Annotated in this window: 22 protein-coding genes; 13 read left to right on the top strand and 9 right to left on the bottom strand. The window is 73.5% G+C overall.

The features are described from left to right. Positions 1-90 precede the first annotated feature (90 nt). Complete coding sequence (locus ACS04_RS17935) at positions 91-576, top strand: DUF6099 family protein (protein ID WP_048477633.1); 486 nt, start codon at positions 91-93, stop codon at positions 574-576. 112 nt (positions 577-688) lie between these two features. Here the strand turns inward: ACS04_RS17935 and ACS04_RS17940 are convergent, their stop codons facing one another. Beyond that, positions 689-955 carry a hypothetical protein gene (locus tag ACS04_RS17940; RefSeq protein WP_245236428.1) on the bottom strand — a complete coding sequence of 89 codons (267 nt, stop codon included), beginning with the start codon at positions 953-955 and terminating at the stop codon, positions 689-691. Positions 956-1,177: 222 nt separating this feature from the next. Between ACS04_RS17940 and ACS04_RS17945 the strand changes: the two genes are divergently transcribed. Together ACS04_RS17945 and mmuM are read left to right on the top strand one after the other, a co-directional pair. Beyond that, positions 1,178-2,101 (top strand): LLM class F420-dependent oxidoreductase, encoded by a 924-nt coding sequence (locus tag ACS04_RS17945; protein ID WP_048477634.1) that lies wholly within the window; start codon positions 1,178-1,180, stop codon positions 2,099-2,101. A gap of 14 nt (positions 2,102-2,115) precedes the next feature. Then, positions 2,116-3,036 carry a homocysteine S-methyltransferase gene (mmuM, locus tag ACS04_RS17950; protein ID WP_048477635.1) on the top strand — a complete coding sequence of 307 codons (921 nt, stop codon included), beginning with the start codon at positions 2,116-2,118 and terminating at the stop codon, positions 3,034-3,036. Here the strand turns inward: mmuM and ACS04_RS38195 are convergent. Then, positions 3,030-4,124, bottom strand: a complete 1,095-nt coding sequence (locus tag ACS04_RS38195) for a PASTA domain-containing protein (protein ID WP_158977319.1) — start codon at positions 4,122-4,124, stop codon at positions 3,030-3,032. The genes mmuM and ACS04_RS38195 overlap by 7 nt on opposite strands. 214 nt (positions 4,125-4,338) lie before the next feature. Here ACS04_RS38195 and ACS04_RS17960 point away from each other — a divergent pair, with 214 nt between their 5' ends. The 5 genes from ACS04_RS17960 (at position 4,339) to argF (ending at position 11,498) form a co-directional block, all read left to right on the top strand. Beyond that, positions 4,339-5,871 carry a 3' terminal RNA ribose 2'-O-methyltransferase Hen1 gene (locus ACS04_RS17960; protein WP_048477636.1) on the top strand — a complete coding sequence of 511 codons (1,533 nt, stop codon included), beginning with the start codon at positions 4,339-4,341 and terminating at the stop codon, positions 5,869-5,871. Then, positions 5,868-8,414, top strand: coding sequence for a polynucleotide kinase-phosphatase (locus ACS04_RS17965; RefSeq protein WP_048477637.1), 2,547 nt, complete (start codon positions 5,868-5,870; stop codon positions 8,412-8,414). Before ACS04_RS17960 ends, ACS04_RS17965 begins: the two co-directional genes overlap by 4 nt. 197 nt (positions 8,415-8,611) lie before the next feature. After that, positions 8,612-9,079: a hypothetical protein gene (locus tag ACS04_RS17970; RefSeq protein ID WP_245236429.1), complete on the top strand. Its 468-nt coding sequence runs from the start codon at positions 8,612-8,614 to the stop codon at positions 9,077-9,079. Positions 9,080-9,180: 101 nt separating this feature from the next. Further along, the gene (locus ACS04_RS17975; RefSeq protein WP_048477639.1) at positions 9,181-10,407 is read left to right on the top strand and encodes an arginine deiminase; all 1,227 of its coding nucleotides are present in this window, start codon (positions 9,181-9,183) and stop codon (positions 10,405-10,407) included. A 77-nt stretch (positions 10,408-10,484) separates the two neighbouring features. After that, entirely contained in the window at positions 10,485-11,498 is a 1,014-nt protein-coding gene (gene argF / locus ACS04_RS17980; RefSeq protein ID WP_048477640.1) for an ornithine carbamoyltransferase, read from the top strand. 40 nt (positions 11,499-11,538) lie between these two features. Here the strand turns inward: argF and ACS04_RS17985 are convergent, their stop codons facing one another. Further along, the gene (locus ACS04_RS17985) at positions 11,539-11,982 is read right to left on the bottom strand and encodes an ATP-binding protein (protein ID WP_048477641.1); all 444 of its coding nucleotides are present in this window, start codon (positions 11,980-11,982) and stop codon (positions 11,539-11,541) included. Positions 11,983-12,253: 271 nt separating this feature from the next. On the opposite strand from ACS04_RS17985, the gene ACS04_RS17990 reads away from it, so the two are divergent. Further along, positions 12,254-13,081, top strand: a complete 828-nt coding sequence (locus tag ACS04_RS17990) for an enoyl-CoA hydratase family protein (protein ID WP_048477642.1) — start codon at positions 12,254-12,256, stop codon at positions 13,079-13,081. Between the two features lie 4 nt (positions 13,082-13,085). After that, the gene (locus tag ACS04_RS17995) at positions 13,086-15,347 is read left to right on the top strand and encodes a bifunctional salicylyl-CoA 5-hydroxylase/oxidoreductase (protein WP_048477643.1); all 2,262 of its coding nucleotides are present in this window, start codon (positions 13,086-13,088) and stop codon (positions 15,345-15,347) included. Between the two features lie 49 nt (positions 15,348-15,396). Here the strand turns inward: ACS04_RS17995 and ACS04_RS18000 are convergent, their stop codons facing one another. The 3 genes from ACS04_RS18000 to ACS04_RS18010 all read right to left on the bottom strand — a co-directional run bounded on the left by ACS04_RS18000 (position 15,397) and on the right by ACS04_RS18010 (position 18,781). Beyond that, entirely contained in the window at positions 15,397-16,236 is an 840-nt protein-coding gene (locus ACS04_RS18000; protein ID WP_048477644.1) for a GNAT family N-acetyltransferase, read from the bottom strand. 81 nt (positions 16,237-16,317) lie between these two features. Beyond that, the gene (locus tag ACS04_RS18005) at positions 16,318-17,124 is read right to left on the bottom strand and encodes a PaaX family transcriptional regulator (RefSeq protein ID WP_048477645.1); all 807 of its coding nucleotides are present in this window, start codon (positions 17,122-17,124) and stop codon (positions 16,318-16,320) included. Between the two features lie 28 nt (positions 17,125-17,152). Continuing rightward, positions 17,153-18,781 carry an AMP-binding protein gene (locus ACS04_RS18010; RefSeq protein WP_048477646.1) on the bottom strand — a complete coding sequence of 543 codons (1,629 nt, stop codon included), beginning with the start codon at positions 18,779-18,781 and terminating at the stop codon, positions 17,153-17,155. A 138-nt stretch (positions 18,782-18,919) separates the two neighbouring features. On the opposite strand from ACS04_RS18010, the gene ACS04_RS18015 reads away from it, so the two are divergent. The 3 genes from ACS04_RS18015 (at position 18,920) to ACS04_RS38655 (ending at position 21,137) form a co-directional block, all read left to right on the top strand. Beyond that, complete coding sequence (locus tag ACS04_RS18015) at positions 18,920-20,071, top strand: acyl-CoA dehydrogenase family protein (protein WP_048477647.1); 1,152 nt, start codon at positions 18,920-18,922, stop codon at positions 20,069-20,071. Next, positions 20,068-20,472, top strand: a complete 405-nt coding sequence (locus ACS04_RS18020) for a RidA family protein (protein ID WP_048477648.1) — start codon at positions 20,068-20,070, stop codon at positions 20,470-20,472. Before ACS04_RS18015 ends, ACS04_RS18020 begins: the two co-directional genes overlap by 4 nt. 110 nt (positions 20,473-20,582) lie before the next feature. Next, positions 20,583-21,137 (top strand): hypothetical protein, encoded by a 555-nt coding sequence (locus tag ACS04_RS38655; RefSeq protein WP_167352591.1) that lies wholly within the window; start codon positions 20,583-20,585, stop codon positions 21,135-21,137. A gap of 14 nt (positions 21,138-21,151) precedes the next feature. Here the strand turns inward: ACS04_RS38655 and ACS04_RS18035 are convergent, their stop codons facing one another. The 3 genes from ACS04_RS18035 to ACS04_RS18045 form a co-directional block, all read right to left on the bottom strand. Continuing rightward, on the bottom strand, positions 21,152-21,604 hold the full coding sequence (locus ACS04_RS18035; protein WP_048477651.1) for a peptidoglycan-binding domain-containing protein: 453 nt from the start codon (positions 21,602-21,604) through the stop codon (positions 21,152-21,154). Positions 21,605-21,844: 240 nt separating this feature from the next. Then, on the bottom strand, positions 21,845-22,765 hold the full coding sequence (locus ACS04_RS18040; RefSeq protein ID WP_048477652.1) for a helix-turn-helix domain-containing protein: 921 nt from the start codon (positions 22,763-22,765) through the stop codon (positions 21,845-21,847). 163 nt (positions 22,766-22,928) lie between these two features. Beyond that, positions 22,929-24,005: a peptidoglycan recognition protein family protein gene (locus ACS04_RS18045; RefSeq protein WP_048477653.1), complete on the bottom strand. Its 1,077-nt coding sequence runs from the start codon at positions 24,003-24,005 to the stop codon at positions 22,929-22,931. Between the last annotated feature and the right edge of the window lie 56 nt (positions 24,006-24,061).

Here is a 24,061-nt window from a genome sequence, read left to right on the forward strand (position 1 = left end):
ATTTCCGAATACCCCTGGCTTTACTGGCCCATTGCCCTCACTCTGGGTAGTGGTGAGGATGGCGGATGTCGTGCGGACGGGGGACGGCATATGGATGCGGTACGGCTCATCGCGGCCGGCCGGCACGCGCTGGCACAGAGCGGGGCGGCGATGGACATCGTGGGCGAGGCCTGGCAGGCCCAGGCGCTCACGCAGGGGATCGGGAGCTGGCTGGCGGTCACCGGGCCGCCGGAGCTGAGATCGGAGGCACGGGGGCTGGGTGAAGCGGGGGGCAGAGGTTGCGGGGTGCTCGACAGAGCGGCCCTGATCGGAGAGGGCAGCACGCCCGACTACCCGCCGAGAGCCGCGCAGCTGACCGAGGTGGCGGATGTCCGCCAGGCTCTGCTCGGGCTGCAAGCGCTGCTCGGCGAAGTGGGGATAGCCCTGGTCGGGGTGGCCTGCGCGACGGACGACGAGAGTCTGTACTGGCAGTGCATAGAGTCCATAGACGCGGCCGACGAGTCGAGCGACCGGGTCCGGGCGGTCCTGCGCCGGCTGACCGTCCGCGAGCGCGGGTCCGCCTCCGGCGTGGCCTGACGGGAGGGCGTGCGCCCTGACGGGCGGGCCGGGAGTGCGGTGAGTACGGGGAGTGCGGCTTCGGGGTCCCGCCGTGCGCGACGGGACCCGCGGGGTCATCCGCCGTGCAGGGTCAGTACGGCCGGTGGGAGGGGCGCTCGCTCTCGGAGGTGCGGCTGCCCGGGGTCAACGGCGAGGCGGGGCCGCGGTCCGCCGAGGACTGGAGGTCGGCGTCGAGCTGCGACAGGTCGGCGTTCAGCGCCGCCATCAGCTCTTCCATCTGCTGGAGCAGGCCCTTCGGCGCGCCGCCCCGGGCGGCCGCCACGGGCTCGTGACGTGCGTGGTCGTGTGCTGCCTGTCCGGTCTGCCCGGTGTCCTCGGGCACGGCCTCGTGGGACATGGCGGCCTCCTCGGCCCTGGCCCTTCCCAAGCGGAAGGGGGCGGTGGACGCACCGGCGAACGGCCGCCGGCGCGCGGGCCGGGCGGTCCGGCTCCTCCGGGCCAACGATCCCCATCCGGGCTGGTCACTGGCGGGGCCGGGGGTGGACCGTCCGGTTGACGCAGATTCACCCGGCAGGGGTGGGCGGGGCACCGGAGGGGTGGGCGGGGCAGGATGGGAGTCATGGATCTCCGTATTTTCACCGAGCCCCAGCAGGGCGCGAGCTACGACACCCTCCTGACCGTCGCCAAGGCCACCGAGGACCTCGGCTTCGACGCGTTCTTCCGCTCCGACCACTATCTGAAGATGGGATCGGCGGACGGCCTGCCCGGCCCCACCGACGCCTGGATCACCCTCGCGGGCCTGGCCCGCGAGACGCGGCGGATCCGGCTCGGCACGCTGATGACCGCCGGCACGTTCCGGCTGCCCGGCGTGCTCGCCATCCAGGTCGCCCAGGTCGACCAGATGTCCGGCGGCCGGGTCGAACTGGGCCTGGGCGCGGGCTGGTTCGAGGAGGAGCACAAGGCGTACGGGATCCCCTTCCCGGCGGAGCGGATGGCCCGGCTGGAGGAGCAGCTGGCCATCGTCACCGGCCTGTGGGCGACCGCCCCCGGCGACACGTTCGACTACGCGGGCACCCACTACCAGCTGGAGAAGTCCCCGGCGCTGCCCAAGCCGGCCCAGGCCAAGGTCCCCGTGCTCATCGGCGGCCACGGCGCCAAGCGCACCCCGCGCCTCGCCGCCCGCTACGCGGACGAGTTCAACATGCCGTTCGCGTCGATCGTGGACAGCGAGCGGCAGTTCGGCCGGGTGAGGCAGGCCGCGGAAGAGGCCGGGCGCGGCGCCGACGACCTCGTCTACTCCAACGCCCTCGTGGTGTGCGTGGGCAAGGACGACGCCGAGGTGGCCCGCCGGGCCGCCGCCATCGGCCGGGACGTGGACGAGCTGAAGGCCAACGGCCTGGCCGGCTGCCCGGGCGAGGTGGTGGAGAAGATCGGCGCCTACGAGGCCGTCGGCAGCTCCCGCCTCTACCTCCAGCTGCTCGACCTCGACGACCTGGACCACCTGGAGCTGATCTCGGCCCAGGTCCTGTCCCAGCTCGGCTGAGGAGGCGGACTGCCGTGCCCCGCGCGTCCCGCCCGCTCGCCGAAGCCCTCGCCGACAGGGTCGTGATCCTGGACGGAGGGCTGAGCAACCAGCTCGCCGACCAGGGCTGCGACCTGTCCGGCGGCCTCTGGTCCGGCCGGGTGCTGGCCGGGCGGCCGGACCAGGTGGAGGCCGCCCACGCGGCGTACGCGCGGGCCGGCGCCGAGGTGCTGATCACCGCGAGCTACCAGGTCGGGTACGACGCCTTCGCCGCGCACGGGTACGACCGGGACGGGACCACCGCCCTGCTGCACCGCAGCGTCGCGCTGGCGGCCCGGGCGGCCGAGGCCGCCGACCACGAGGTCTGGGTGGCCGCCTCGGTCGGCCCGTACGGGGCGGTCCTCGCGGACGGCTCCGAGTACCGCGGCTGCTACGGGCGGGGCGTGCGCGAGCTCGCCGCCTTCCACCGCCCGAGGATCGAGGCGCTGCTCGCGGCGGGCGCCGACGTCTTGGCGCTGGAGACCATCCCGGACGCCGAGGAGGCCGAGGCGCTCCTCGGCGTCCTTGCCGGGACCGGTGCGGCCGCGTGGCTGACCTACACGGTGGACGGCCCGCGCACCCGCGCGGGCCAGCCGCTCACCGAGGCCTTCGCCCTCGCGGCCGGGGCCCCGGAGATCATCGCGGTCGGCGTCAACTGCTGCGACCCGGCGGACGTCCTGCCCGCCCTGGAAGCGGCCGCCTCCGTGACGCCCAAGCCGCTCGTCGCCTACCCCAACGACGGCTCGGTCTGGGAGGCCGCCACCGCCACCTGGCATACCCCGCCCCACCCCGTCCCCTGGCCCGTGGAGGCCTGGCGCACGACGGGAGCCCGCCTGATCGGCGGCTGCTGCCGCATCGGCCCGCCGGACATCACCGAACTGGCCGCGGGGACTTGGGGAGGCGGCGGCCGTCACTGACGCCAGCGGGGCTGACCGGGACCCTTGCAGGTGTAGGAGACGCCCTTCTTGCTGACGCCGGTGGCCCCGGCGGGGGAGCAGAACGCCCCGGGCGTGACGGTGCCCGAGCTTCCTCCTCCGCCGCTGTCGGACCCACCGGAGGCGGCAGAGCCCCCGGAGGAAGACCCCCCGGAGGAAGACCCCCCGGAAGAGGAGCCCCCGGAAGACGAACCGCCGGCAGAGGACCCCGCGGAGGACGAGCCCCCGGAGGAGGACCCCCCGGAGGAGGACCCCCCGGAGGAGGAGCCGCCCGATGCCGTGCTGCCCGAGTCCCCGTCATGCGTGGGCACCGGCTCGGGGCGCAGGCGGGTGTCGGGCGTACCCGGGCAGCCGGTCCCCGGGGCCACCAGCTTCAGCGAGGCGGAAGCGGCAGCCGGGGCGCTGATCTCCTTGCCTTCCGCGGGATCCTGGAAGCAGACGGCCCAGTCGTCCACGGCGGCCGGCAGGGTGACGTCCGTGAACGCGCTCTGCGGTTCGATCTTCTGGAAGCCGATCGGCTTGAGCGCCTCGGAGGCCTTCGCGAAGGTCAGGCCGACGACCTTGGGCATCTTCGGACGGGGGATCGGATCCCCGTCCTTCGCGGGGCACGCGGCGTCGGCGGCGACCACGCCGAAGTCGAGCGCGGGTATCGCCCCGGCCTTCTCGGCGACCAGGCTCTGGAAGCACACCTTCCAGCCGTCCTCGGCCACTTGGGCGGCGTCCCCGTCGGAGGCGTCGTGCGAGAGCGCCCTGAACCCGGCGGCGAGCGCCGCGGCCTTCGCTTCCTTCAGGCTCCGGCCGACGAGGGAGGGCGGCTCGACCCGGCCGGCGCTCGCGCTCGGCGAGGCGGACGCGAGGGCGGCCGGCTTGGAGTCCGCCTCGGCCTTCTTCGGCGGGTCGCCCAGGAAGGGCGTCAGGAACCACAGGCCGGCGAGGACCGTTGCGGTGATCTTCTTGGCCTGCCCCCACCGGCTCGTCCAGGCGAGCGCGATGCCCGCGGGCGGGATCACGACCAGCAGAGCGATGATCAGGGCGGGATGCTGCCACCAGCGGCGCACGGGCGCGGGCATGGGTGGGTAGGGCTGCGGCGGGTACACGGGAGAGGCCCTCCTGGGGCTGCCGGGATGCCGGGGCACGGGGGAACGACGTGTTCCGCGGACCGTACAGCGCGTGGCGCAAACGCGACGGGCACTTGCCCGAATCGGGATCCGCGCACGGCGCGGCGGGCGCGGGCGCGGGAAAACCAGTGGCCCCCGAATACCGGCGGGATCCATCCTGAGCTGCATGTTCTTGACGATCTCCACCACTGGCGGTGCCGAGCACCCGGCCACCGATCTGGGCTTCCTGCTGCACAAGCACCCGGGGAAGACGCAGGCGTTCTCCACCTCCCACGGCGTCGCCCACGTGTTCTATCCCGAAGCCGCCGACGAACGGTGCACGGCGGCGCTGCTGCTGGAGGTCGACCCCGTCGCGCTCGTGCGCCGCGGCCAGGGCAGGGGGCGGGGCGGAGCGCCCGACGCGGCCCTCGCGCAGTACGTCAACGACCGCCCGTACGCGGCGTCCTCGCTGCTCGCCGTCGCGCTCGGCTCCGTGTTCCGCAGCGCGCTCAAGGGGCAGTGCACCGCCCGGCCCGAGCTGGCGGAGCAGACCCGTCCGCTGCGCATCGAGATACCGGCGCTGCCCGCGCGCGGCGGCCCGGAGCTCGTGCACCGGCTGTTCGATCCGCTCGGCTGGGACCTCGTCCGCGCCGACCCCCTGCCGCTCGACGAGCAGTTCCCGCAGTGGGGGGACTCCCGTTACGTACGGCTCGTGCTGGAGGGCGAGCTGCGCCTGGCCGACGCGCTGCGGCAGCTCTACGTCCTGTTGCCCGTCCTCGACGACGCCAAGCACTACTGGGTCGCCCCCGACGAGGTCGACAAGCTGCTGCGCGCCGGAGACGGATGGCTGGCCGCGCACCCCGAGAACGGGCTGATCAGCGCCCGTTATCTGGCCCGCCACAAGCGGCTGACCCGCGACGCCCTGGAGCGGCTGGAGCTGCTGCGGCTGGCCGAGGCCGACGGCAGCGAGGTCGAGGAGCTCGACAACGCCGTGGACGAGAAGCGCGACACCGAGGAGAGGCCCGTACCGCTCGCCGTGCAGCGCCGCGAGGCGATCCTCGCCGCGCTGCGCGCCGCCGGCGCGGCCCGGGTCCTCGACCTCGGCTGCGGACAGGGGCAGTTGGTCCAGGCGCTGCTGGGGGACGCGTCGTTCACCGAGATCGTCGGTGTCGACGTGTCCATGCGGGCCCTCGCCACGGCCGCCAAGCGGCTGCGCGTCGAGCGGATGGGGGAGAAGCAGAGCAGCCGGGTCCGGCTGCTCCAGGGCTCGCTCGCGTACACCGACAAGCGGCTGGCCGGTTACGACGCGGCCGTGCTCAGCGAGGTCATCGAGCACCTGGACCTGCCGCGGCTGCCCGCCCTGGAGTACGCGGTGTTCGGCGCGGCCCGCCCCCGCACCGTCCTCGTCACCACCCCCAACGTGGAGTACAACGTCCGCTGGGAGAGCCTGCCCGCCGGGCACGTCCGCCACGGTGACCACCGCTTCGAGTGGAACCGCGCGGAATTCGGCTGCTGGGCCGCCTCCGTGGCCGGTCGCCACGGGTACGAGGTGGCCTTCGTGCCCGTCGGCGACGACGACCCCGAGGTGGGGCCGCCGACCCAGATGGCCGTCTTCACCCGGATCCGGACCGACACCGCCGCCGCGGCCACCACCGCAGACCCCGCCACCGCCATGACCGCCACCGCCACCGCCACCGCCAAGGAGGGAGAGGCCGCATGACCGGTACCGGCAACCGCGTGCTTCCCGTCACCGACCTGTCCCTCGTCGTCCTCGTCGGGGCCACCGGATCGGGGAAGTCCACCTTCGCCCGCAAGCACTTCAAACCCACCGAGGTCATCTCCTCCGACTACTGCCGGGGTCTGGTCGCCGACGACGAGAACGACCAGAGCGCGAGCCGTGACGCCTTCGACGTCCTGCACTACATCGCCGGCAAGCGGCTGGCGGCCGGGCGCCTGACCGTCGTCGACGCCACCAGCGTGCAGGCCGAGGCCCGCCGCGGGCTCATCCAGCTGGCCCGTGAGCACGACGTCCTGCCCATCGCCATCGTCCTCGACATGCCCGAGGAGGTCTGCGCCGAACGCAACGCAGGGCGCCCCGACCGGGCCGGACTGCCCCGCGCCGTCATCCAGCGGCACCGCCGCGACCTGCGCCGCTCGCTGCGCGGACTGGAGCGCGAGGGCTTCCGCAAGGTGCACGTCCTGCGCACTCCGGAGGAGGCCGAGAGCGCCGAAGTCGTCCTGGAGAAGCGCTTCAACGACCTCACCCACCTCACTGGCCCCTTCGACATCATCGGTGACGTCCACGGCTGTTCCTCCGAACTGGAGACCCTGCTCGCCAAGCTGGGGTACGAGGACGGGGTCCACCCCGAGGGCCGCACCGCCGTGTTCGTCGGCGACCTCGTCGACCGCGGCCCGGACAGCCCCGGCGTCCTGCGCCGGGTGATGGGCATGGTCGGCACCGGCAACGCCCTGTGCGTGCCCGGCAACCACGAGAACAAGCTCGGCCGCCACCTCAAGGGCTCCAAGGTCCAGCGGACCCACGGGCTCGCCGAGACGATCGAGCAGCTCGGCCGTGAGCCGCAGGAGTTCGTCGAGGAGGTGCGGGAGTTCATCCGCGGCCTCGTCAGCCACTACGTGCTCGACGGCGGCAAGCTGGTGGTCTGCCACGCCGGCCTGCCCGAGAAGTACCACGGCCGCACCTCCGGCCGGGTCCGCTCGCACGCCCTCTACGGGGAGACCACCGGCGAGACCGACGAGTTCGGCCTGCCCGTGCGCTACCCGTGGGCCGAGGAGTACCGCGGCAAGGCGGTCGTGGTCTACGGCCACACCCCGGTCCCGAACACCGCCTGGATCAACAACACCATCTGTCTGGACACCGGCGCCGTCTTCGGCGGGAAGATGACCGCCTTGCGCTGGCCCGAGCGCGAACTGGTCGACGTACCCGCCGAGAAGGTCTGGTACGAGCCGGTCAGGCCGCTCGCCACCGAGGTGCCGGGCGGACACGACGGCCGTCCGCTGGACCTCGGCGACGTGCACGGGCGCCGGATCGTCGAGACCCGGCACCTGGGCAACGTGACCGTGCGCGAGGAGAACGCGGCCGCCGCCCTGGAGGTCATGAGCCGCTTCGCGGTGGACCCGCGGCTGGTGCCCTACCTTCCGCCGACCATGGCGCCGACCGCCACCTCGACCGCGGAGGGCTTTCTGGAGCACCCGGCCGAGGCCTTCGCCCAGTACCGCAAGGACGGCATCGCCCAGGTCGTGTGCGAGGAGAAGCACATGGGCTCCCGCGCCACCGTCCTCGTCTGCAAGGACGCGCAGGCGGCCCGGGACCGCTTCGGCGTCGACGGGCCGACCGGTTCGCTCTACACCCGCACGGGACGGCCCTTCTTCCAGGACCCCGAGGTCACCGAGGAGGTCCTCACCCGCCTCCGCGGGGCGATCACCGACGCCGGCCTGTGGGAGGAACTGTCCACCGACTGGCTGCTGCTGGACGGGGAGCTGCTGCCCTGGTCGCTGAAGTCCACCGGTCTGCTGCGCAACCAGTACGCCGCGGTCGGCGCGGCCTCCCGCGCCGTGTTCCCGGACGCCCTCGCCGCCCTGGCCGCGGCCGCCGGGCGGGGCGTCGACACCGGCGCCCTGCTCGCCCGCCAGCGGGAGCGGGCCGCCGACGCCGAGCGGTTCACCGACGCGTACCGCCGCTACTGCTGGACCACGGACGGGCTGGACGGCGTACGGTTCGCGCCCTTCCAGCTGCTGGCGGCGGCCGGACGCCCGCTGGCCGCGGTACCCCACGACGAGCAGCTGTTCTGGCTCGACCGGCTCGTGGCCGCCGACGAGGCGGCCGGCACCGGGCTGCTGCGCCGCACCGGCCGGATCCTGGTGGACACCGCCGACGAGGACTCCGTACGGGCGGGTACCGACTGGTGGCTGGAGCTGACGGCCGCGGGCGGCGAGGGCATGGTCGTCAAACCGCTCCAGGCGTACGCCCGGGACGGGAAGGGCCGCCTGGTCCAGCCGGGGATCAAGGTGCGCGGGCGCGAGTACCTGCGGATCATCTACGGTCCGGAGTACACGCGTCCGGAGCAGCTGGAGAAGCTGCGGCAGCGGTTCCTGGGGCACAAGCGCTCGCTGGCCCTGCGCGAGTACGCGCTCGGGCTGGAGGCCCTGGACCGGCTGGCGGGCGGGGAGCCGCTGTGGCGGGTGCACGAGGCGGTCTTCGCCGTGCTCGCCCTCGAATCGGAGCCGGTCGACCCGCGGTTGTGAGCGGGGGACGGTACGCGCCGCCGTAAAGGAGAGGCCCCTGTACGGCCCCGAATTAGGTCGTATGGGGGAACTTTCCCGGAGAACGCCGGGAAAACCACCGGCGGGATCGTTCATCCAGGGCAGCGGAATGTCCGCGACCCTGGAAGGACGGAACGTCACCTATGAAGATGACCGCGCGCGGAAGCATTGCGGCACTCATGACCTGTATGGCCGCGGCCGGCGCGGCCACCCCGGCCGTGGCCGACTCGGTGCCGGTGGGTGTCCCCCTGGACGCCGTGAAGACCACGCTGGGCGTGGACACCCCGCGCGTGGCCACCGGGGTGCCGGTGCCCGTCGTCGGCGCTCCGGAGGCACCCCGGTTCCACAAGGGCGACCTGCTCCCCAACCCGGTCCTCCCGGTCGTGCCGATCACCACCGACCTCGGCGACACCCTGGTCGGCACGCCGGTGCCGAACCTGCTCGGCGACCCGAAGACGGACGGCGAGGGCACGCTGGAGGCCCCGGCCACCCGCCTGCTCACCCGCACCCCCGGCGCGGTCGTCGGCGCCCCGCTGACGATGCCGGACGGCAGCAACTACGGCATCCCGAACCTGACCACCCCCAAGCTGGGCCTGACCGCCCCGGAGGTGATCGGCACCCCGGCCGCGCTCCTCGGCCTGCGCTGACCCCGGCCGGCGCCGCCGGGACCGCGGGGTATGCCGACCGTGCCGCGTCTCCTGAGCGAACGCCAGGTCAAAAAGCCGTCCGGTCTGCGAACGTGTACGCCATGGGATTCCATGTCGACTCCGAGACCGGGCGGCTTCGCCGCGTCATCCTCCACCGGCCCGATCTGGAGCTGAAGCGGCTCACACCGAGCAACAAGGACGCGCTGCTCTTCGACGACGTGCTGTGGGTGCGCAGGGCCCGCCAGGAGCACGACGGTTTCGCCGACGTCCTGCGCGACCGCGGCGTGGAGGTGCACCTCTTCGGAGACCTCCTGTGCGAGGCCCTGGACGTACCGGAGGCCAGACACCTCGTCCTGGACCGGGTGTTCGACGAGAAGGAGTACGGTCCGCTCGCCACCGACCACCTGCGCGCGGTCTTCGACCAGCTGCCGGTGACCGCGCTGACCGAGGCGCTGGTCGGGGGGATGACCAAGCGCGAGTACCTGGAGCGGCACGCGGAGCCGGTGTCGGTCCGCTTCCACGCGATGGAGCTGGACGACTTCCTGCTGGGGCCGTTGCCCAACCACCTCTTCACCCGGGACACCTCCGCCTGGATCTACGACGGGGTGTCCATCAACGCCATGCGCTGGCCGGCCCGCCAGCGCGAGACGGTGCACTTCGAGGCGATCTACAAGCACCACCCGCTCTTCGCCTCCTCCGGGGCCTTCCACTACTGGTCGCAGGGGCAGGCGGACTACCCCTCGACCATCGAGGGCGGGGACGTGCTCGTCATCGGCAACGGCGCGGTGCTGATCGGGATGAGCGAGCGGACCACGCCGCAGGCGGTGGAGATGCTCGCGCGGGGCCTGTTCGCCGCGGGGTCGGCGAAGACGATCGTGGCGCTGGACATGCCGAAGCGGCGGGCCTTCATGCACCTGGACACGGTGATGACGATGGTCGACGGAGATACGTTTACTCAGTACGCGGGCCTCGGCATGCTGCGCTCCTACACCATCGAGCCGGGCGAGGGCCTGCAGGAGCTGAAGGTGACCGACCACCCGCCGGAGCACATGCACCGGGCGATCGCCTCCGCGCTGGGGCTGGACTCGATCCGGGTGCTGACCGCGACGCAGGACGTTCACGCGGCGGAGCGCGAGCAGTGGGACGACGGCTGCAACGTGCTGGCCGTCGAGCCGGGGGTGGTGGTGGCGTACGAGCGGAACGTGACGACCAACACCCACCTGCGCAAGGAGGGCATCGAGGTCATCGAGATCCCGGGGAGCGAGCTCGGGCGGGGGCGCGGGGGGCCGCGGTGCATGAGCTGTCCGGTGGAGCGGGATCCGGTCTGAGGCCCTCTGTATATCAATACGGGGGATCGTATAGACTTCCAGCATCCCCTGTCAGTGTGACCCCTTGGAGTGTCCCCATGGCCAGCGACCTGGTCGGCCGCAGCTTCCTCAAGGAGCTCGATTTCACCGCCGCCGAGTTCCGCGGTCTGATCGAGCTCGCCGCCGAACTCAAGGCCGCCAAGAAGGCCGGGGCCGAGCAGCGCCGCCTCCAGGGCAGGAACATCGCCCTGATCTTCGAGAAGACCTCGACGCGCACGCGCTGCGCGTTCGAGGTCGCGGCCGCGGACCAGGGCGCGCACACCACCTACCTCGACCCGGCCAGCTCTCAGATCGGCCACAAGGAGTCGGTCAAGGACACGGCGCGGGTGCTGGGGCGGATGTTCGACGGGATCGAATACCGCGGCGACAGCCAGGAGGCCGTCGAGGCGCTCGCCGCACACTCCGGCGTGCCCGTGTTCAACGGCCTCACCGACGACTGGCACCCCACCCAGATGCTGGCCGACGTGCTCACCATGACCGAGCACTGCGCCAAGCCGCTGGAGCGCACCGCCTTCGCCTACCTCGGCGACGCCCGGTTCAACATGGGCAACTCGTACCTGGTCACCGGCGCGCTGCTCGGCATGGACGTGCGCATCGTCGCGCCGAAGGCGTATTGGCCGGCCGAGGCCGTGGTCGTGCGGGCCCGCGAGCTCGCGGCCGCCAGCGGGGCGCGGATCACGCTGACGGAGGAGGTCGCCGAGGGCGTGGCGCAGGCCGACTTCGTCGCCACCGACGTCTGGGTCTCCATGGGCGAGCCCAAGGAGGTCTGGGACGAGCGGATCGGCGCCCTGGCCCCGTACGCCGTCACGATGGACGTGCTGCGCGCGACGGGCAATCCGGACGTCAAGTTCCTGCACTGCCTGCCGGCCTTCCACGACCTGGGCACCAAGGTCGGCCGGGAGATCCACGAGCGCCACGGCCTGGACTCGCTGGAGGTGACGGACGAGGTGTTCGAATCCGCGCACTCCGTCGTCTTCGACGAGGCCGAGAACCGGCTGCACACCATCAAGGCGGTCCTCGTCGCGACCCTCGCGGGCCCGGTCGCCGGCTAGGCCGTGTCTTTCGGATCACGGCGGGGCCGGCTCCGCATAGTCATGCGGGCCGTGCCGCCAGGGTGAACCAGACGGCCTTCCCGTCCGCCGTCGGGCGGTGGCCGCAGGCCGAGCTGAGGGCGCGGATCAGCAGCAGCCCGCGGCCGTGCTCCTGCCAGGGGTCGGGCATGAGGTCGTCCAGGCGGGTGCCCGCGGTGCCCTGGGTGCCGATCGCGCCGAGGACGCCGGGCGGTCGCGGATCCCCGTCGTGGACCTCGACCTGGCAGCCGTTCGTCCCCAGCTCCACGACCAGCTCGATCGGGGCGTCGCCGGCGGTGTGCTCCACGGCGTTGGCGACCAGCTCCGCGGTCAGCAGCTCCGCCGTGTCGCTGTCGGTGTGCGTGGCGGGTACGTCGGTGAGCGCCGTACGGACGAGGGCGCGGGCGATCGGCACGGCGGCGGGCGTGCGGGGCAGCGGGATCCGCCAGGCGGAGACGTCGGGCATGCGGGACCGTCCGTTCCGGTGGGCAGGGGCAGGGGCAGGGGCAGGGGCAGGGGCAGGGGCCGGAAGCGGGGCCGGGGAGCGGGGAGCGGGAACTTCCGCTTTCAACGATACGGAGTGCCGTCGCGCTGCCGCAGGGCACCCCGGCGTCCCGCGGAGGGGCCGACGTCACCGGGCACCGGGACCTTCGCCCCCGGAGGTGCCGCACACCCCCCTTCACCCGTGTGTCGCGTTTCTGTGACGGCAGTCACGATGTGGTGATACCGTCGATCCCGTGAGCCCCTTCATCGGTTCCACAGCAGCGACCGAACGGTGGCGCCACCTGCGGGTGACCCGGCAGGACGGCGTGGCCACCGTCACCCTCGACCGCCCCGAGAAACTCAACGCCCTCACCTTCGGCGCCTACGCCGACCTGCGCGACCTGCTCGCCGAGCTCTCCCGCGAACGCTCCGTACGCGCCCTCGTCCTCGGCGGCGAGGGCCGCGGCTTCTGCTCCGGCGGAGACGTCGACGAGATCATCGGCGCCACCCTCGCCATGGACACCGCCCAGCTCCTCGACTTCAACCGGATGACCGGCCAGGTGGTCCGCGCCATCCGCGAATGCCCCTTCCCGGTGATCGCCGCCGTGCACGGGGTCGCCGCCGGGGCCGGGGCCGTCCTCGCCCTCGCCTCCGACTTCCGGATCGCCGACCCGACGGCCCGCTTCGCGTTCCTCTTCACCCGCGTCGGCCTCTCCGGCGGGGACATGGGCGCCGCGTACCTGCTGCCCCGCGTCGTCGGCCTCGGCCACGCGACCCGGCTGCTGATGCTCGGAGAGCCCGTACGCGCCCCGGAGGCCGAGCGCATCGGCCTGCTCAGCGAGGTCACCGAGGAGGGCAAGGCCGGCGTACGCGCCGCCGAACTCGCCGCGCACCTCGCCGCCGGGCCGGCCCTCGCGTACGCGCAGACCAAGGCACTGCTGACCGCCGAACTCGACATGCCGCTCGCCGCGTCGGTCGAGCTCGACGCCAACACCCAGGCCCTGCTGATGAACGGCCGGGACTACGCCGAGTTCCACGCCGCCTTCACCACGAAGCGGCCCCCGGAGTGGAAGGGCAGGTAGCGCCATGCCGGCAGGCAGCGCATTGCGGGTCGCCGTCATCGGCGGCGGGCCCGGTGGCCTGTACGCCGCCGCGCTGCTGGCCCGCCAGGGCCACACGGTCGAGGTGTGGGAGCGCAACGCCCCCGAGGACACCTTCGGCTTCGGCGTGGTGCTCTCCGACGAGACCCTCGGCGGCATCGAACGGGCCGACACCGTGGTCTACGCGGCCCTCGGCGCCGAGTTCGTGCGCTGGGACGACATCGACATCGTGCACCGGGGGCGGCTGCTGACCTCCGGCGGCCACGGCTTCTCCGCCCTCGGCCGGCGCCGGCTGCTGGAGATCCTCCACGAGCGCTGCGCCGGCCTCGGGGTCGAACTCCGCTTCCGCACCCCCGCCCCGGCCGCCGCCGCGCTGGCGGCCTCGTACGACCTGGTGGTCGCGGCCGACGGGGTGCACAGCGCGACGCGGCAGGGCGGCGCCGCGCACTTCCGCCCGACCCTGACGAGCGGGCGCTGCCGCTACATCTGGCTCGCCGCCGACTTCGCCTTCGACGCGTTCCGCTTCGAGATCGCGCAGACCGAGCACGGCGTCATGCAGCTGCACGCCTACCCGTACTCCGCCGACGCCTCCACCGTCATCGTGGAGATGCACGAGGACGTCTGGCGGGCCGCCGGCCTCGACCTGTGCGACGAGGCCGAGTCGGCCGCGCGCTGCGCCAAGACCTTCGCCGAAGCCCTGCGCGGGCGCCCGCTGCACGGCAACCACTCCGCGTGGACCGAGTTCCGCACGGTCGTCAACGAGCGGTGGTCGCACGGAAACGTCGTCCTCCTCGGGGACGCGGCGCACACCGCGCACTTCTCCATCGGCTCGGGTACGAAGCTGGCGGTGGAGGACGCGCTCGCGCTCGCCGAAGCCGTGGCCGCCGAGCCCGACGACGTACCCGCCGCCCTCGCCGCGTACGAGGCCGCCCGGCGGCCGGCGGTGGCCTCGACCCAGCGGGCCGCCGCCGCCAGCATGCGGTGGTTCGAGGAACTCGCCGGGTACGTGGACCAGCCCGCCCGGCAGTTCGCCTTCAACCTGCTCACCCGCAGCCGCCGGGTGACCCACGACAACCTGCGGCTGCGCGACGAGCGGTTCACCCGGGCCGTCGAACGCGACTTCGGCTGCCCCGACGAACACACCCCGCCGATGTTCACACCGCTGAAGCTGCGCGGACTGACCCTGCGCAACCGGGTCGTGGTCTCCCCGATGGACATGTACAGCGCGCAGGACGGCGAGGGAACGCCCGGGGACTTCCACCTCGTGCACCTGGGGGCGCGGGCCCTCGGCGGAGCGGGCCTGGTGATGACCGAGATGGTCTGCGTATCGGCCGAAGGCCGGATCACCCCCGGCTGCACCGGCCTGTACACGGACGGGCAGGCGGCTGCCTGGACCCGGATCGCCGACTTCGTGCACACCAGTGCGCCCGGCACCGCGCTCGGAGTCCAGCTCGGCCACTCGGGCCGCAAGGGCTCGACGCGGGTGATGTGGGAGGGCACGGACGACCCGCTCCCGGAGGGCAACTGGCCGCTCGTCGCGGCCTCCGAGGCCCCGTACCGGCCGGGCGTCTCGGCCGTTCCGCGCGCGCTGACGACGGCGGACATGGCATCGATCCGCTCCGATTTCGCGGCCGCCGCCGTACGTGCCGCGGGCTGCGGGTTCGACCTGCTGGAACTGCACTGCGCCCACGGCTACCTGCTGTCCGGCTTCCTGTCCCCGCTCACCAACCGGCGCACCGACGCCTACGGCGGGCCCCTGGAGAACCGGCTCCGCTTCCCGCTGGAGGTCTTCGACGCGGTCCGCGCCGTCTGGCCCGCGGACCGGCCGATGACCGTCCGCATCTCGGCCACCGACTGGGCCCCCGGCGGGACCTCAGCGCAGGACGCGGTGGACATCGCGGCGGCCTTCGCCGCCCACGGCGCCGACGCCATCGACGTGTCGACCGGCCAGGTGGTGGCCGACGAGAGCCCCGAGTACGGGCGCTCGTACCAGACCCCCTACGCGGACCGGATCCGCAACGCGCTCGGCGTACCCGTCATCGCCGTCGGCGCGATCTCCTCCTGGGACGACGTGAACTCCCTGCTGCTGGCGGGCCGCGCCGACCTCTGCGCCGTGGGCCGCCCCCACCTGTACGACCCGCACTGGACCCTGCACGCGGCCGCCGACCAGTCCTACGAAGGCCCGGCCGCGCCCTGGCCCGCCCCGTACCGGGCCGGCAGCCGCACCCCGCCGACCGGTCGCGGCTGAGACAGGCTCAGCCGCCGCCCACAGCGCCGCCGCTCAGCGCGCCCGCCGCTCACAGGGCCGCCACCTCGACCCGGTCCTCCACCGGGGTGTAGCCCAGGCGCCGGTACACGCCGTTGCTGGTCGGGTTGGCCAGGTCGGTGAAGAGCAGCACCTCCGAGGCTCCGGCCTCGTACGCCGCCCCGCTGGCCGCGTGCGTGACCCCGGCCGCGTACCCGCGCCCGCGCAGCCCGGGCGGGGTGTACACCGGGCCGACGCGGCAGGCCGAACCGATCACGCGGAAGAACCCGGCCATGGACACCGGCCTCCCCGCGTGCTCCCAGAGCAGCATGCCCCCGTAGGACAGCCGGTCGCGCAGGGAGGCCTCGGACGGGCCGCCCCGCTCCCCGCTCTCCCGCCCGAAGGCCGCGACCCAGTCCAGCAGCAGCCGGAGATCGGCCTCGGTGGCGGTCCGGGCCCGGCCGGCCGGGGCGGGGGCCGGGGCGAGCAGTCCCGCGAGCCGGTACAGCCGGCTCTCCGCGGTCACCTCGCTCGGCCTGCCCCAGGCCGCGGCCAGCGTCGCCGCGTCGCGGCGCCGGGCGTTCAGCGCCCCGACCCCGGCGAGCAGCGGTTCGGTGGCGAGGGCGGCCCCGAGCCCGCGCACGGCCGGCTCGGGCAGCGCCCCGACCAGCAACGGGTGCGGCGGGGTGCACAGCGCGACACCGGCGACGCCACCCCCGGCCCCGGTCCACCAGCCGAAGACGGGCTCGGCGGGCCCGTAGGCGGCCGGGCCGCGCCGCTCCAGCGCGTCGAGGACGGTCAGCAGTCTGGTGTGGGACACGGGCTCGGAGGCCGCGGCCGGACCCGCCGCGGCCCGAAAGGCCGCCAGGTCATGGGTGAACGTCCAGGTCATGGCCCATGGTGGCGCCGGGCCGCGCGCCCGCGCACGTGCTTTTCCCCGCGTCGCGGCAGGCGGCGCCGCACGCGGGAGCGGCTACGGATCGACGAAGCCCGCCCCGATGTCCCGCAGCCGGTCGTGCAGGTCGGTGAAGACCGCCGCGGCGCGGTCGCCCGGCCAGTCCGCGGGCAGCAGTTCCCGCGGCAGCCCCGGGTCGGCGTACGGCAGGCGCCGCCAGGTGTCCAGGGCGAGCAGGTAGCCGCGGTAGGCCTCCTCCGCGGTGGGGGCCGGACCCGACTGCAGGGCGCGCAGCACCGGCTCGTGCAGGTCCAGGAACTCCTCGTGCTGCTTGGCCAGCGAGGTCAGGTCCCACCACCGGGCCACCGCCTCGGCGGTCGGGGCGAAGCCGAGGTGGCCGCCGCGGAACAGCTCCACGTACGCCGTCAGGTGCAGCCGGTCCAGGGTGTGCCCGGTCTCCTCGTACAGGTGGGCCGGGGCGATCCACACGCCCGGCGCCACCGCGCCGAAGCCCAGGCGGGCGAGGCGCGAGCGCAGCAGGTGCCGCTTGTGCCGCTCCTGCTCCGGTACGGAGAACACCGCCAGCAGCCATTCCCCCGCGGGCCCGGCGCCACGCTCCCCGTAGATCCGCCGGTCGCCGTCGTCCAGCAGCTGGCGGGCCTCCGCGGAGAGCTCGTACCCCGCCGAGCCGTCCGCGGCGCGCCCGGGCAGCAGGAAGCCGCGCCGCTTCAGCCGGGAGACCGAGGAGCGGACCGACGGCGCGTCCACACCGGCCGCGCCCAGCAGGCGGACCAGCGCGGACACCGGGACCGGCCCCTCGAAGGACCGCCCGTAGGCGCCGTAGAACGTCACGATCAACGATCGCGGAGTGTGCTGCTCGACCACGGGTTCACTCTAGGCCGTGTCGGGTCGATCAGGCCGGGTGCGGGGCGTCGCGCAGCCGGAACCGCTGCAGTTTGCCCGTCGCCGTCCGGGGGAGCGCCGGCAGGAAGACGAAGGCGCGCGGGCACTTGTACGGGGCCAGCTCCGCCCGCATGAACGCCCGCAGCTCCTCCTCGCTCAGCTGCGCGCCCGCCCGCGCGACGGCGTACGCCACCACGATCTGCCCGCGTCGCTCGTCCGGCCGCCCCACCACCGCCGCCTCCACCACGTCCGGGTGGCGCAGCAGGGCTTCCTCCACCTCCGGGCCCGCGATGTTGTAGCCCGCCGAGACGATCATGTCGTCTGCCCGGGCGACGTACCGGAAATAGCCCTCCGGATCCCGGACGTAGGTGTCCCCGGTCAGGTTCCAGCCGTCCCGTACGTACTCCTCCTGCCGCGGGTCCGCCAGGTACCGGCACCCCACCGGGCCGCGCACCGCCAGCAGCCCCGGCTCGTTGTCCGCGACCGGCCGCCCGGCGGCGTCCACCACCCGGGCCTGCCAGCCCGGCACCACGCGCCCGGTCGTCCCCGGGCGGATGTCCTCGTCGGCCGCGGAGATGAAGATGTGCAGCAGTTCGGTGGCGCCGATGCCGTTGATGATCCGCAGTCCGGTGCGCTCGTACCAGGCCTGCCAGGTGGCCGACGGGAGGTTCTCGCCCGCCGAGACGCAGCGGCGCAGCGCGGACAGGTCGTACGGGGCCACCTGGCCTTGGCCCAGCTCGTCCAGCATGGCCCGGTACGCGGTCGGAGCGGTGAACAGCACCGAGACCCGGTGCTGCGCGAGGGCCGGCAGCAGTCGGCGCGGGACCGCCTGGTCGAGCAGCAGCGCGCAGGCCCCGGCGCGCAGCGGGAAGACGACCAGGCCGCCGAGCCCGAAGGTGAAGCCGAGGGGCGGACTGCCCGCGAAGACGTCGTCGGGCCGGGGGCGCAGGACGTTGCGGGAGAAGGTGTCGGCGACCGAGAGCAGATCGCGGTGGAAGTGCATGCAGCCCTTGGGGCGGCCGGTGGTCCCCGAGGTGAAGGCGATCAGGGCCACGTCGTCGGCGGAGGTCTCCACGGCGGGGAACGGCGCCGGGTGCCGGTCGGCCAGCCGCAGCAGGTCGTCCGCGCCCTCCCCGCCGTACGGGGTGATCCGCAGGCCGGGCACCTCCGCCTTGGCCAGGTCGTCCAGCACGTCCACGTGGCACAGCGCGTGCCGCACCCGGGCCATCGCGCAGACCGTGGCCAGCTCCTGCGCCCGCTGCTGGGCGAGCACGGTCACCGCCACCGCGCCCGCCTTCATCACCGCGAGCCAGCAGGCGGCGAGCCAGGGGCCGGTCGGGCCGCGCAGGAGCACCCGGTTGCCCGGGACCACGCCGAGGTCGGCCGTGAGCACGTGGGCGATGCGGTCGACCCGTCTGCGCAGGCCCGCGTACGACCACACCTCGCCGGTGCCGCTGAGGAAGGCGGGGCGATCGGGCCCGAACCGCTCGATGGTGGCGTCGAGCAGCTCCGCGCCGCAGTTGAGCCGGTCCGGGTAGGCCAGTTCGGGGAGCTCGAAGAGGAGCCGCGGCCAGGCGTGGGGCGGCGGCAGATGGTCGCGCGCGAAGGTGTCGGCGTGGGCGGAAGGCTTGAGCTCCAAGGCGGGTGCGCCCCCTTGCAACGACAGCGGCACCCCGGGTGGGGGCCGAAGTGGCGGAGCGGGCCGTACGAGTGCGCTACGAGCGTATCGTGATGGTGACGGCAGTCAACAGGACGCGATAGAAGCGGGGATGTTCGGATGACCGGATTCGCGCTCGGGGCGGAACAAGAGGAGTGGTGCGGGCAGCTGCGCGCCCTGGCGGCGGACCGGCTGCGGCCGCTCGCCGACCAGGGGGAGCCGGGGCGGGTCAACCGGCCGCTGCTGGCGGCACTGGGCGAGCTGGGCCTGCTGGAGCGGGTCTTCACCTCGGGGGCGCTGGAGCTGTGCCTGCTGCGCGAGTCCCTCGCGTACGGGTGCACGGAGGCGGAGACGGCCCTCGCCCTGCAAGGGCTCGGGGCGCATCCGGTGCTCGCCTCGGGTACGCCGGAGCAGCGCGCCCGCTGGCTGCCGCATGTGCGGGCCGGGCGGGCGGTGGCGGCCTTCGCGCTGAGCGAGCCGGGGGCCGGCTCGGACGCGGCGGCGCTGGCGCTGGAGGCCGTACCCGAGGGGGGCGCCGGCCGGAGCGGGGCCGAGGGGGCCCCGGCGGCCGGGGGCGGCTGGCGGCTCAGCGGGGAGAAGTGCTGGATCTCCAACGCCCCCGAGGCGGACTTCTACACGGTGTTCGCCAGGACCGGCGAGGGCCCCGCCGCCAGGGGGGTCACCGCCTTCCTGGTCCCGGCCGACCGGCCCGGGCTCTCCGGCGAGCCCCTGGACATGCTCTCCCCGCATCCGATCGGCCGACTGACCTTCGACGGGGTCCCGGTTGGCCCCCGGGACCTGCTCGGACAGCCCGGCGGGGGCTTCCGCGTGGCGATGGACACCCTGAACCGGTTCCGGCCGAGCGTGGGCGCCTTCGCCGTCGGCATGGCCCGGGCCGCCCTGGACGCGACCTTGGCGCACACGGCGGCGCGCCGCGCCTTCGGCGGCGTACTGGGCGACCTCCAGGCGGTGGGCCACCGGGTGGCGGAGATGGCCACCCGCACCGAGGCCGCCCGGCTCCTGGTCTACGCGGCGGCGGGCGCGTACGACGCCGGCTCGCCCGAGGTCCCGCGCCGCTCCGCGATGGCGAAACTGCTGGCGACGGAGACCGCCCAGTACGTGGTGGACCACGCCGTCCAGCTGCACGGGGCCGTCGCCCTCCAGCGGGGCCACCTGCTGGAGCACCTCTACCGGGAGGTCAGGGCGCCGAGGATCTACGAGGGCGCCAGCGAGGTCCAGCGCACCATCATCGCGAAGGAGCTCTACCGGTGAGTCTTCAGCGGATCAATCCGGCGGGGCTCTCCCCGGCGACCGGTTTCTCGCACGCCGTGGCCGCGAGCGGCACCCGGCTCGTCTTCCTGGCGGGCCAGACCGCGCTCGACACCGAGGGCAAGGTGGTGGGGGAGACCCTGCCCGAGCAGTTCGAACGCGCGCTGGGCAACCTGCTGGCGGCCCTCGCGGCGGCGGGCGGGACACCGGCGGACCTGGCCCGGGTGACCGTGTACGCGGTCGACGTGGAGGCGTACCGCGTCCACGCACCCGAACTCGGCCGGATCTGGCGTCGGCTGGCCGGCCGCGACTACCCGGCGATGGCGGTCATCGGCGTCGTCCGGCTCTGGGACGAGCCGGCCCTGGTGGAACTGGACGGCATCGCCGTACTGGATACGGCGTAATTCCGGTTGCCGCGTCACTGACCAGGTGCCTTTGACAGCGGGCCGGGGAGGGGTGAGGGTGGAAATGACCTTTTTGTAAGGAATGTCTCAATCCTCGGAGGTGCATCGTCATGCGCCGTGTCATCACCGCGACCATCGTGGCAGGAGCCGCGGGTGTCGCGCTCGGACTGATGCCTGTCGGCGGAGCGGTCGCCGCAGGTCTGCCTCAGACCCAGCAGCACAACTCGGGATGGTGCTCCGACGACTGGCGCGGGAACAACAACTGGCGCGACTGCTGCGACCCCTCCCGCTGGCACAACTGGAACGACCGGCCCAGCTGGTGCTGGGACAACGACTGGCGGAACAACGGCCGCCACGACAACGCCAATTGGAACGACAACTGGAACAACGGCCGGTGGAACGACAACCGCTCCAACCATGACGACCGCGGCGACAACAACTGGAGCGGCAACCACGACAACGGCTGGAACGACAACGGATCCGGCCGCGGTGGCGACGGCGGTGGCGGCGGTGGCCACGACAGCGGCGGCGGTGGTGGTGGCCACGACAGCGGCGGCGGTGGCGGCCACGACGGCGGCGGTGGCGGCGACGGCGGCGGTGGTGGGGGCGGCGACGGCGGAGGCCACGGTGGGGGCGGCGGTGGCGGTGGCGGTGGGGGACGCTAGCCGAGTGCCCAGGTTCAGCTGAGCGGGCCCGGTGCCTCCGTCAGGCGCAGGCACCGGTGTCCGCCGGTGGTCCAGAGGTTCCAGTTCCACTTGAGCGCGTCGCGGGTCTGCGGACCGTAGACGCCGTCGGCCGAGAGGTTGAGGGCCGACTGGACCCGCTTGAGGGCGGTCTCGGTCGCCGGCCCGAACTGGCCGTCGGAGTCGATGCGCTGGCCGTAGCACTGCCACAGCGTCTCCTGGAGGGAGCGGACCTGCTCCCCGGAGGCGCCGCGGCGCATCGCGCAGAAGTTGCTGCCCTGCTGGCCGTCGGTCGGGATGTTGACGTAGTAGCCGGCCCGGTCCAGGTATTTGGCGTACCCGGAGCAGTTGGGCATGGCGGCGCCGGCCGTGGCCGTACCCGTGGTGAGTGCGCCGAGGGTGAGCGCGGCGACGGCGCCGAGCGAGGCGAGGGTGCGCTTGAGCTTCATGGGTGGGTCCCCCTGGGGAGTCGTGGGCATGGGCCGTGTCGGCGGACGACGGCGAGGCGAAAGCTAGCAGCGCGCCGTCGGCCGCCGCAGGGCCCTTCAAGTCGCCCCGCCCGCCCTCCCAGAAGGGGCCCGGGAAGGCCCGGACCCGTGGGGGAAGGGTGTTCCCGGGCGGACGGGACCCGTCTCAGACCGTCCCAGGGGTGTCCCGGACGCCGTCCCGTCCTGTTTCCCGTGACCGGGTCAGGGCTTGATCGCGCCCAGCGGGGAGCACTCCTGCTCCTTCTGGCTGGGAATCGCACCGCAGATCGTGATGGTCTCCCACGTCGCGTCCGGGGTGACGGCCAGCATCCGGGTGTAGGTATCGTGTTCCATCCGGATCGTGGCCTCGTCGGACGAGCTGCGCTTGTCCTTGATCATGACCGTGTCCCCGATGTTGCCGTTCTCGACCCGACCCCACACCGCCTGGCAGGCCTCGCTGTAGCGCAGTTGGATGCTCATGCCGCGCAGGAAGGTCTGGCGCACCGTGATCGCGTCCCACTGGCAGTCCTCCGCCTGCGGTTCACGGCGCATGCAGGTGTCGCTCTTGCAGCCGACCTTCACCGGCCCGCTCGGGCGGGTCAGCGCGGGCGTGGCCGCGGGCGAGCCCGTCGTCCCGGCGGCGCCGTCGCGAGCGGTGCCCGCGCCGGCCGGTTCGATGAGGAAGACCGTCAGCAGACTGCCCAGCAGGGCGCCCGCCACGACGCCGGCCGCCGCGCGCAGCATCCGGGACCAGGCGAACCGCCGTACCGGAGTGTCTTCTTCCGGCTTCGGTGTGCTCGGTGCCGCCGCCGCGGGCGTGACCGGTGCGGGCCCCGGCTTCGGGCGCTCCGCGGCTTTGGCGGCGGGCTCCTCCGCCGCCTCGTCGCGTACGACGGCCAGGTCCAGCAGGGCGAGCAGCGGTTCGGGATCCGCCCCGGCCGCGGCCGCGAACTCCTCGACCGCGATACGGGTCGGGACCTGCTTGCCGTTGAGGAAACGCTCCCAGGAAGAGCGGCTGTAGTGCGTTTTGTCCGCCAGGCGGTTGTAGCTCAGCTGCGACGCGTCCTTGATCCGGCGCATTTCGGCGAAGAGGTCGCCTCTCGGAGCGTCGCCGCCACCGGCTGCCCCTGATCCCCCTGCCATCAGATGAGTCCCCCATCTCGTGCTCATTCCGTCCCCCCGGCCCTTGGCCGCGGGGAACAGTATCAGCCACGAAGTGGCGTGCTCATGACTGTGCCCCCCGGGAGCGAACTCCCGGGGGGCCACGGTCGAAGCGGGGTTCTCGCCCTACCCGCCGGCGCGAAGGTCAGGCGAGCAGCCGGCTCCAGGTCCGCGCGTCCACGACGCCGTCCTGCGGCAGCGCGCGCGAGCTCTGGAACGCCGCCACCCGGGCCGCCGTGCCGGGCCCGAACGCGCCGTCCGCCGTCGTCGGGAAGCCGAGGGCCGACAGCCGGCTCTGCACCGCCTTCACCGCCTCGCCGGCCGCGCCCTGCGCCACCGGCGCGCACAGCTGGTTCCAGGTCTGGTTGCCGGCCACCCCGTCCATGCCGGCACCGATCTGCTTCTGGAACGCGCGCACCGCGCCGTCGGTCGCAGGGCCGAAGGAGCCGTCCGGGGTGATCGCCGCCCCGCGCTGGACCAGCAGGCACTGCAGGACTCGGACGCGCTCGCCGACATCGCCCGTACGCAGCAGCGGCCACACCGGAGCCGTCGGATCCCCGCCGATCCGGGCCGCCACGTCCGCGCGCAACTGGGGCAGCAGGGCGTAGAGGCGCTCGCCCGGGCACTGGGTGTTGTTGAAGTCCCGGTGTCCGTAGATCTGGTACGGCTGGATCCCGTACTGGAGGCAGATGCGGGCGCAGAGGCCGACGAGCGCCGCGTACTGCTCGGGTCGGGGCTCCTCGGTGGTGTACGTACCCTCGTTCTCGATGCCGATGGCCACGGTGTTCTGGCCGGTGCAGTGCGCGGCCTCGACGATCTGCGTACCGCTGTCCAGCGCGGCCAGGCTCTGGTGCCGGCCCTCGGTGACGAACGCGCCCCGGCTGACGGTGAAGTGCTGCCCGGTGTCGATCCAGCCCTCCGTGTCCATCTGGTACGTCTGCATCGCGCGGGCCAGCGCGAAGGCGCGGTCCTGCCCGTACTCGGCCACGTTGGCGGTCGCCGTGTGGTGCACGATGATCTTCTGCGGCCTGGCCGCGAGCACCTTGACGGGGCTCTTCGGCGCGCGTGCGCCCCAGGCCTCGCAGCTGGATGCCAGCGGACCGTCGGCGGCCCACACCCGTCCGGCCGCCGTGCCCAGCGCGGTCAGTGCCGCCCCCAGGGAGAGCGCGCCGGCCAGCAGGGTGCGTCGGTGGAGCGGCGGTCGTGCCGTCGGCGTGGTCATGTGAATCCGTTTCATCGAGAAGTCGCAGGTGAACGCTAGGAATTGAAGGGCGCCGG

The organism is Streptomyces roseus (assembly GCF_001044425.1).
Taxonomy (GTDB): Bacteria; Actinomycetota; Actinomycetes; order Streptomycetales; family Streptomycetaceae; genus Streptomyces; species Streptomyces roseus.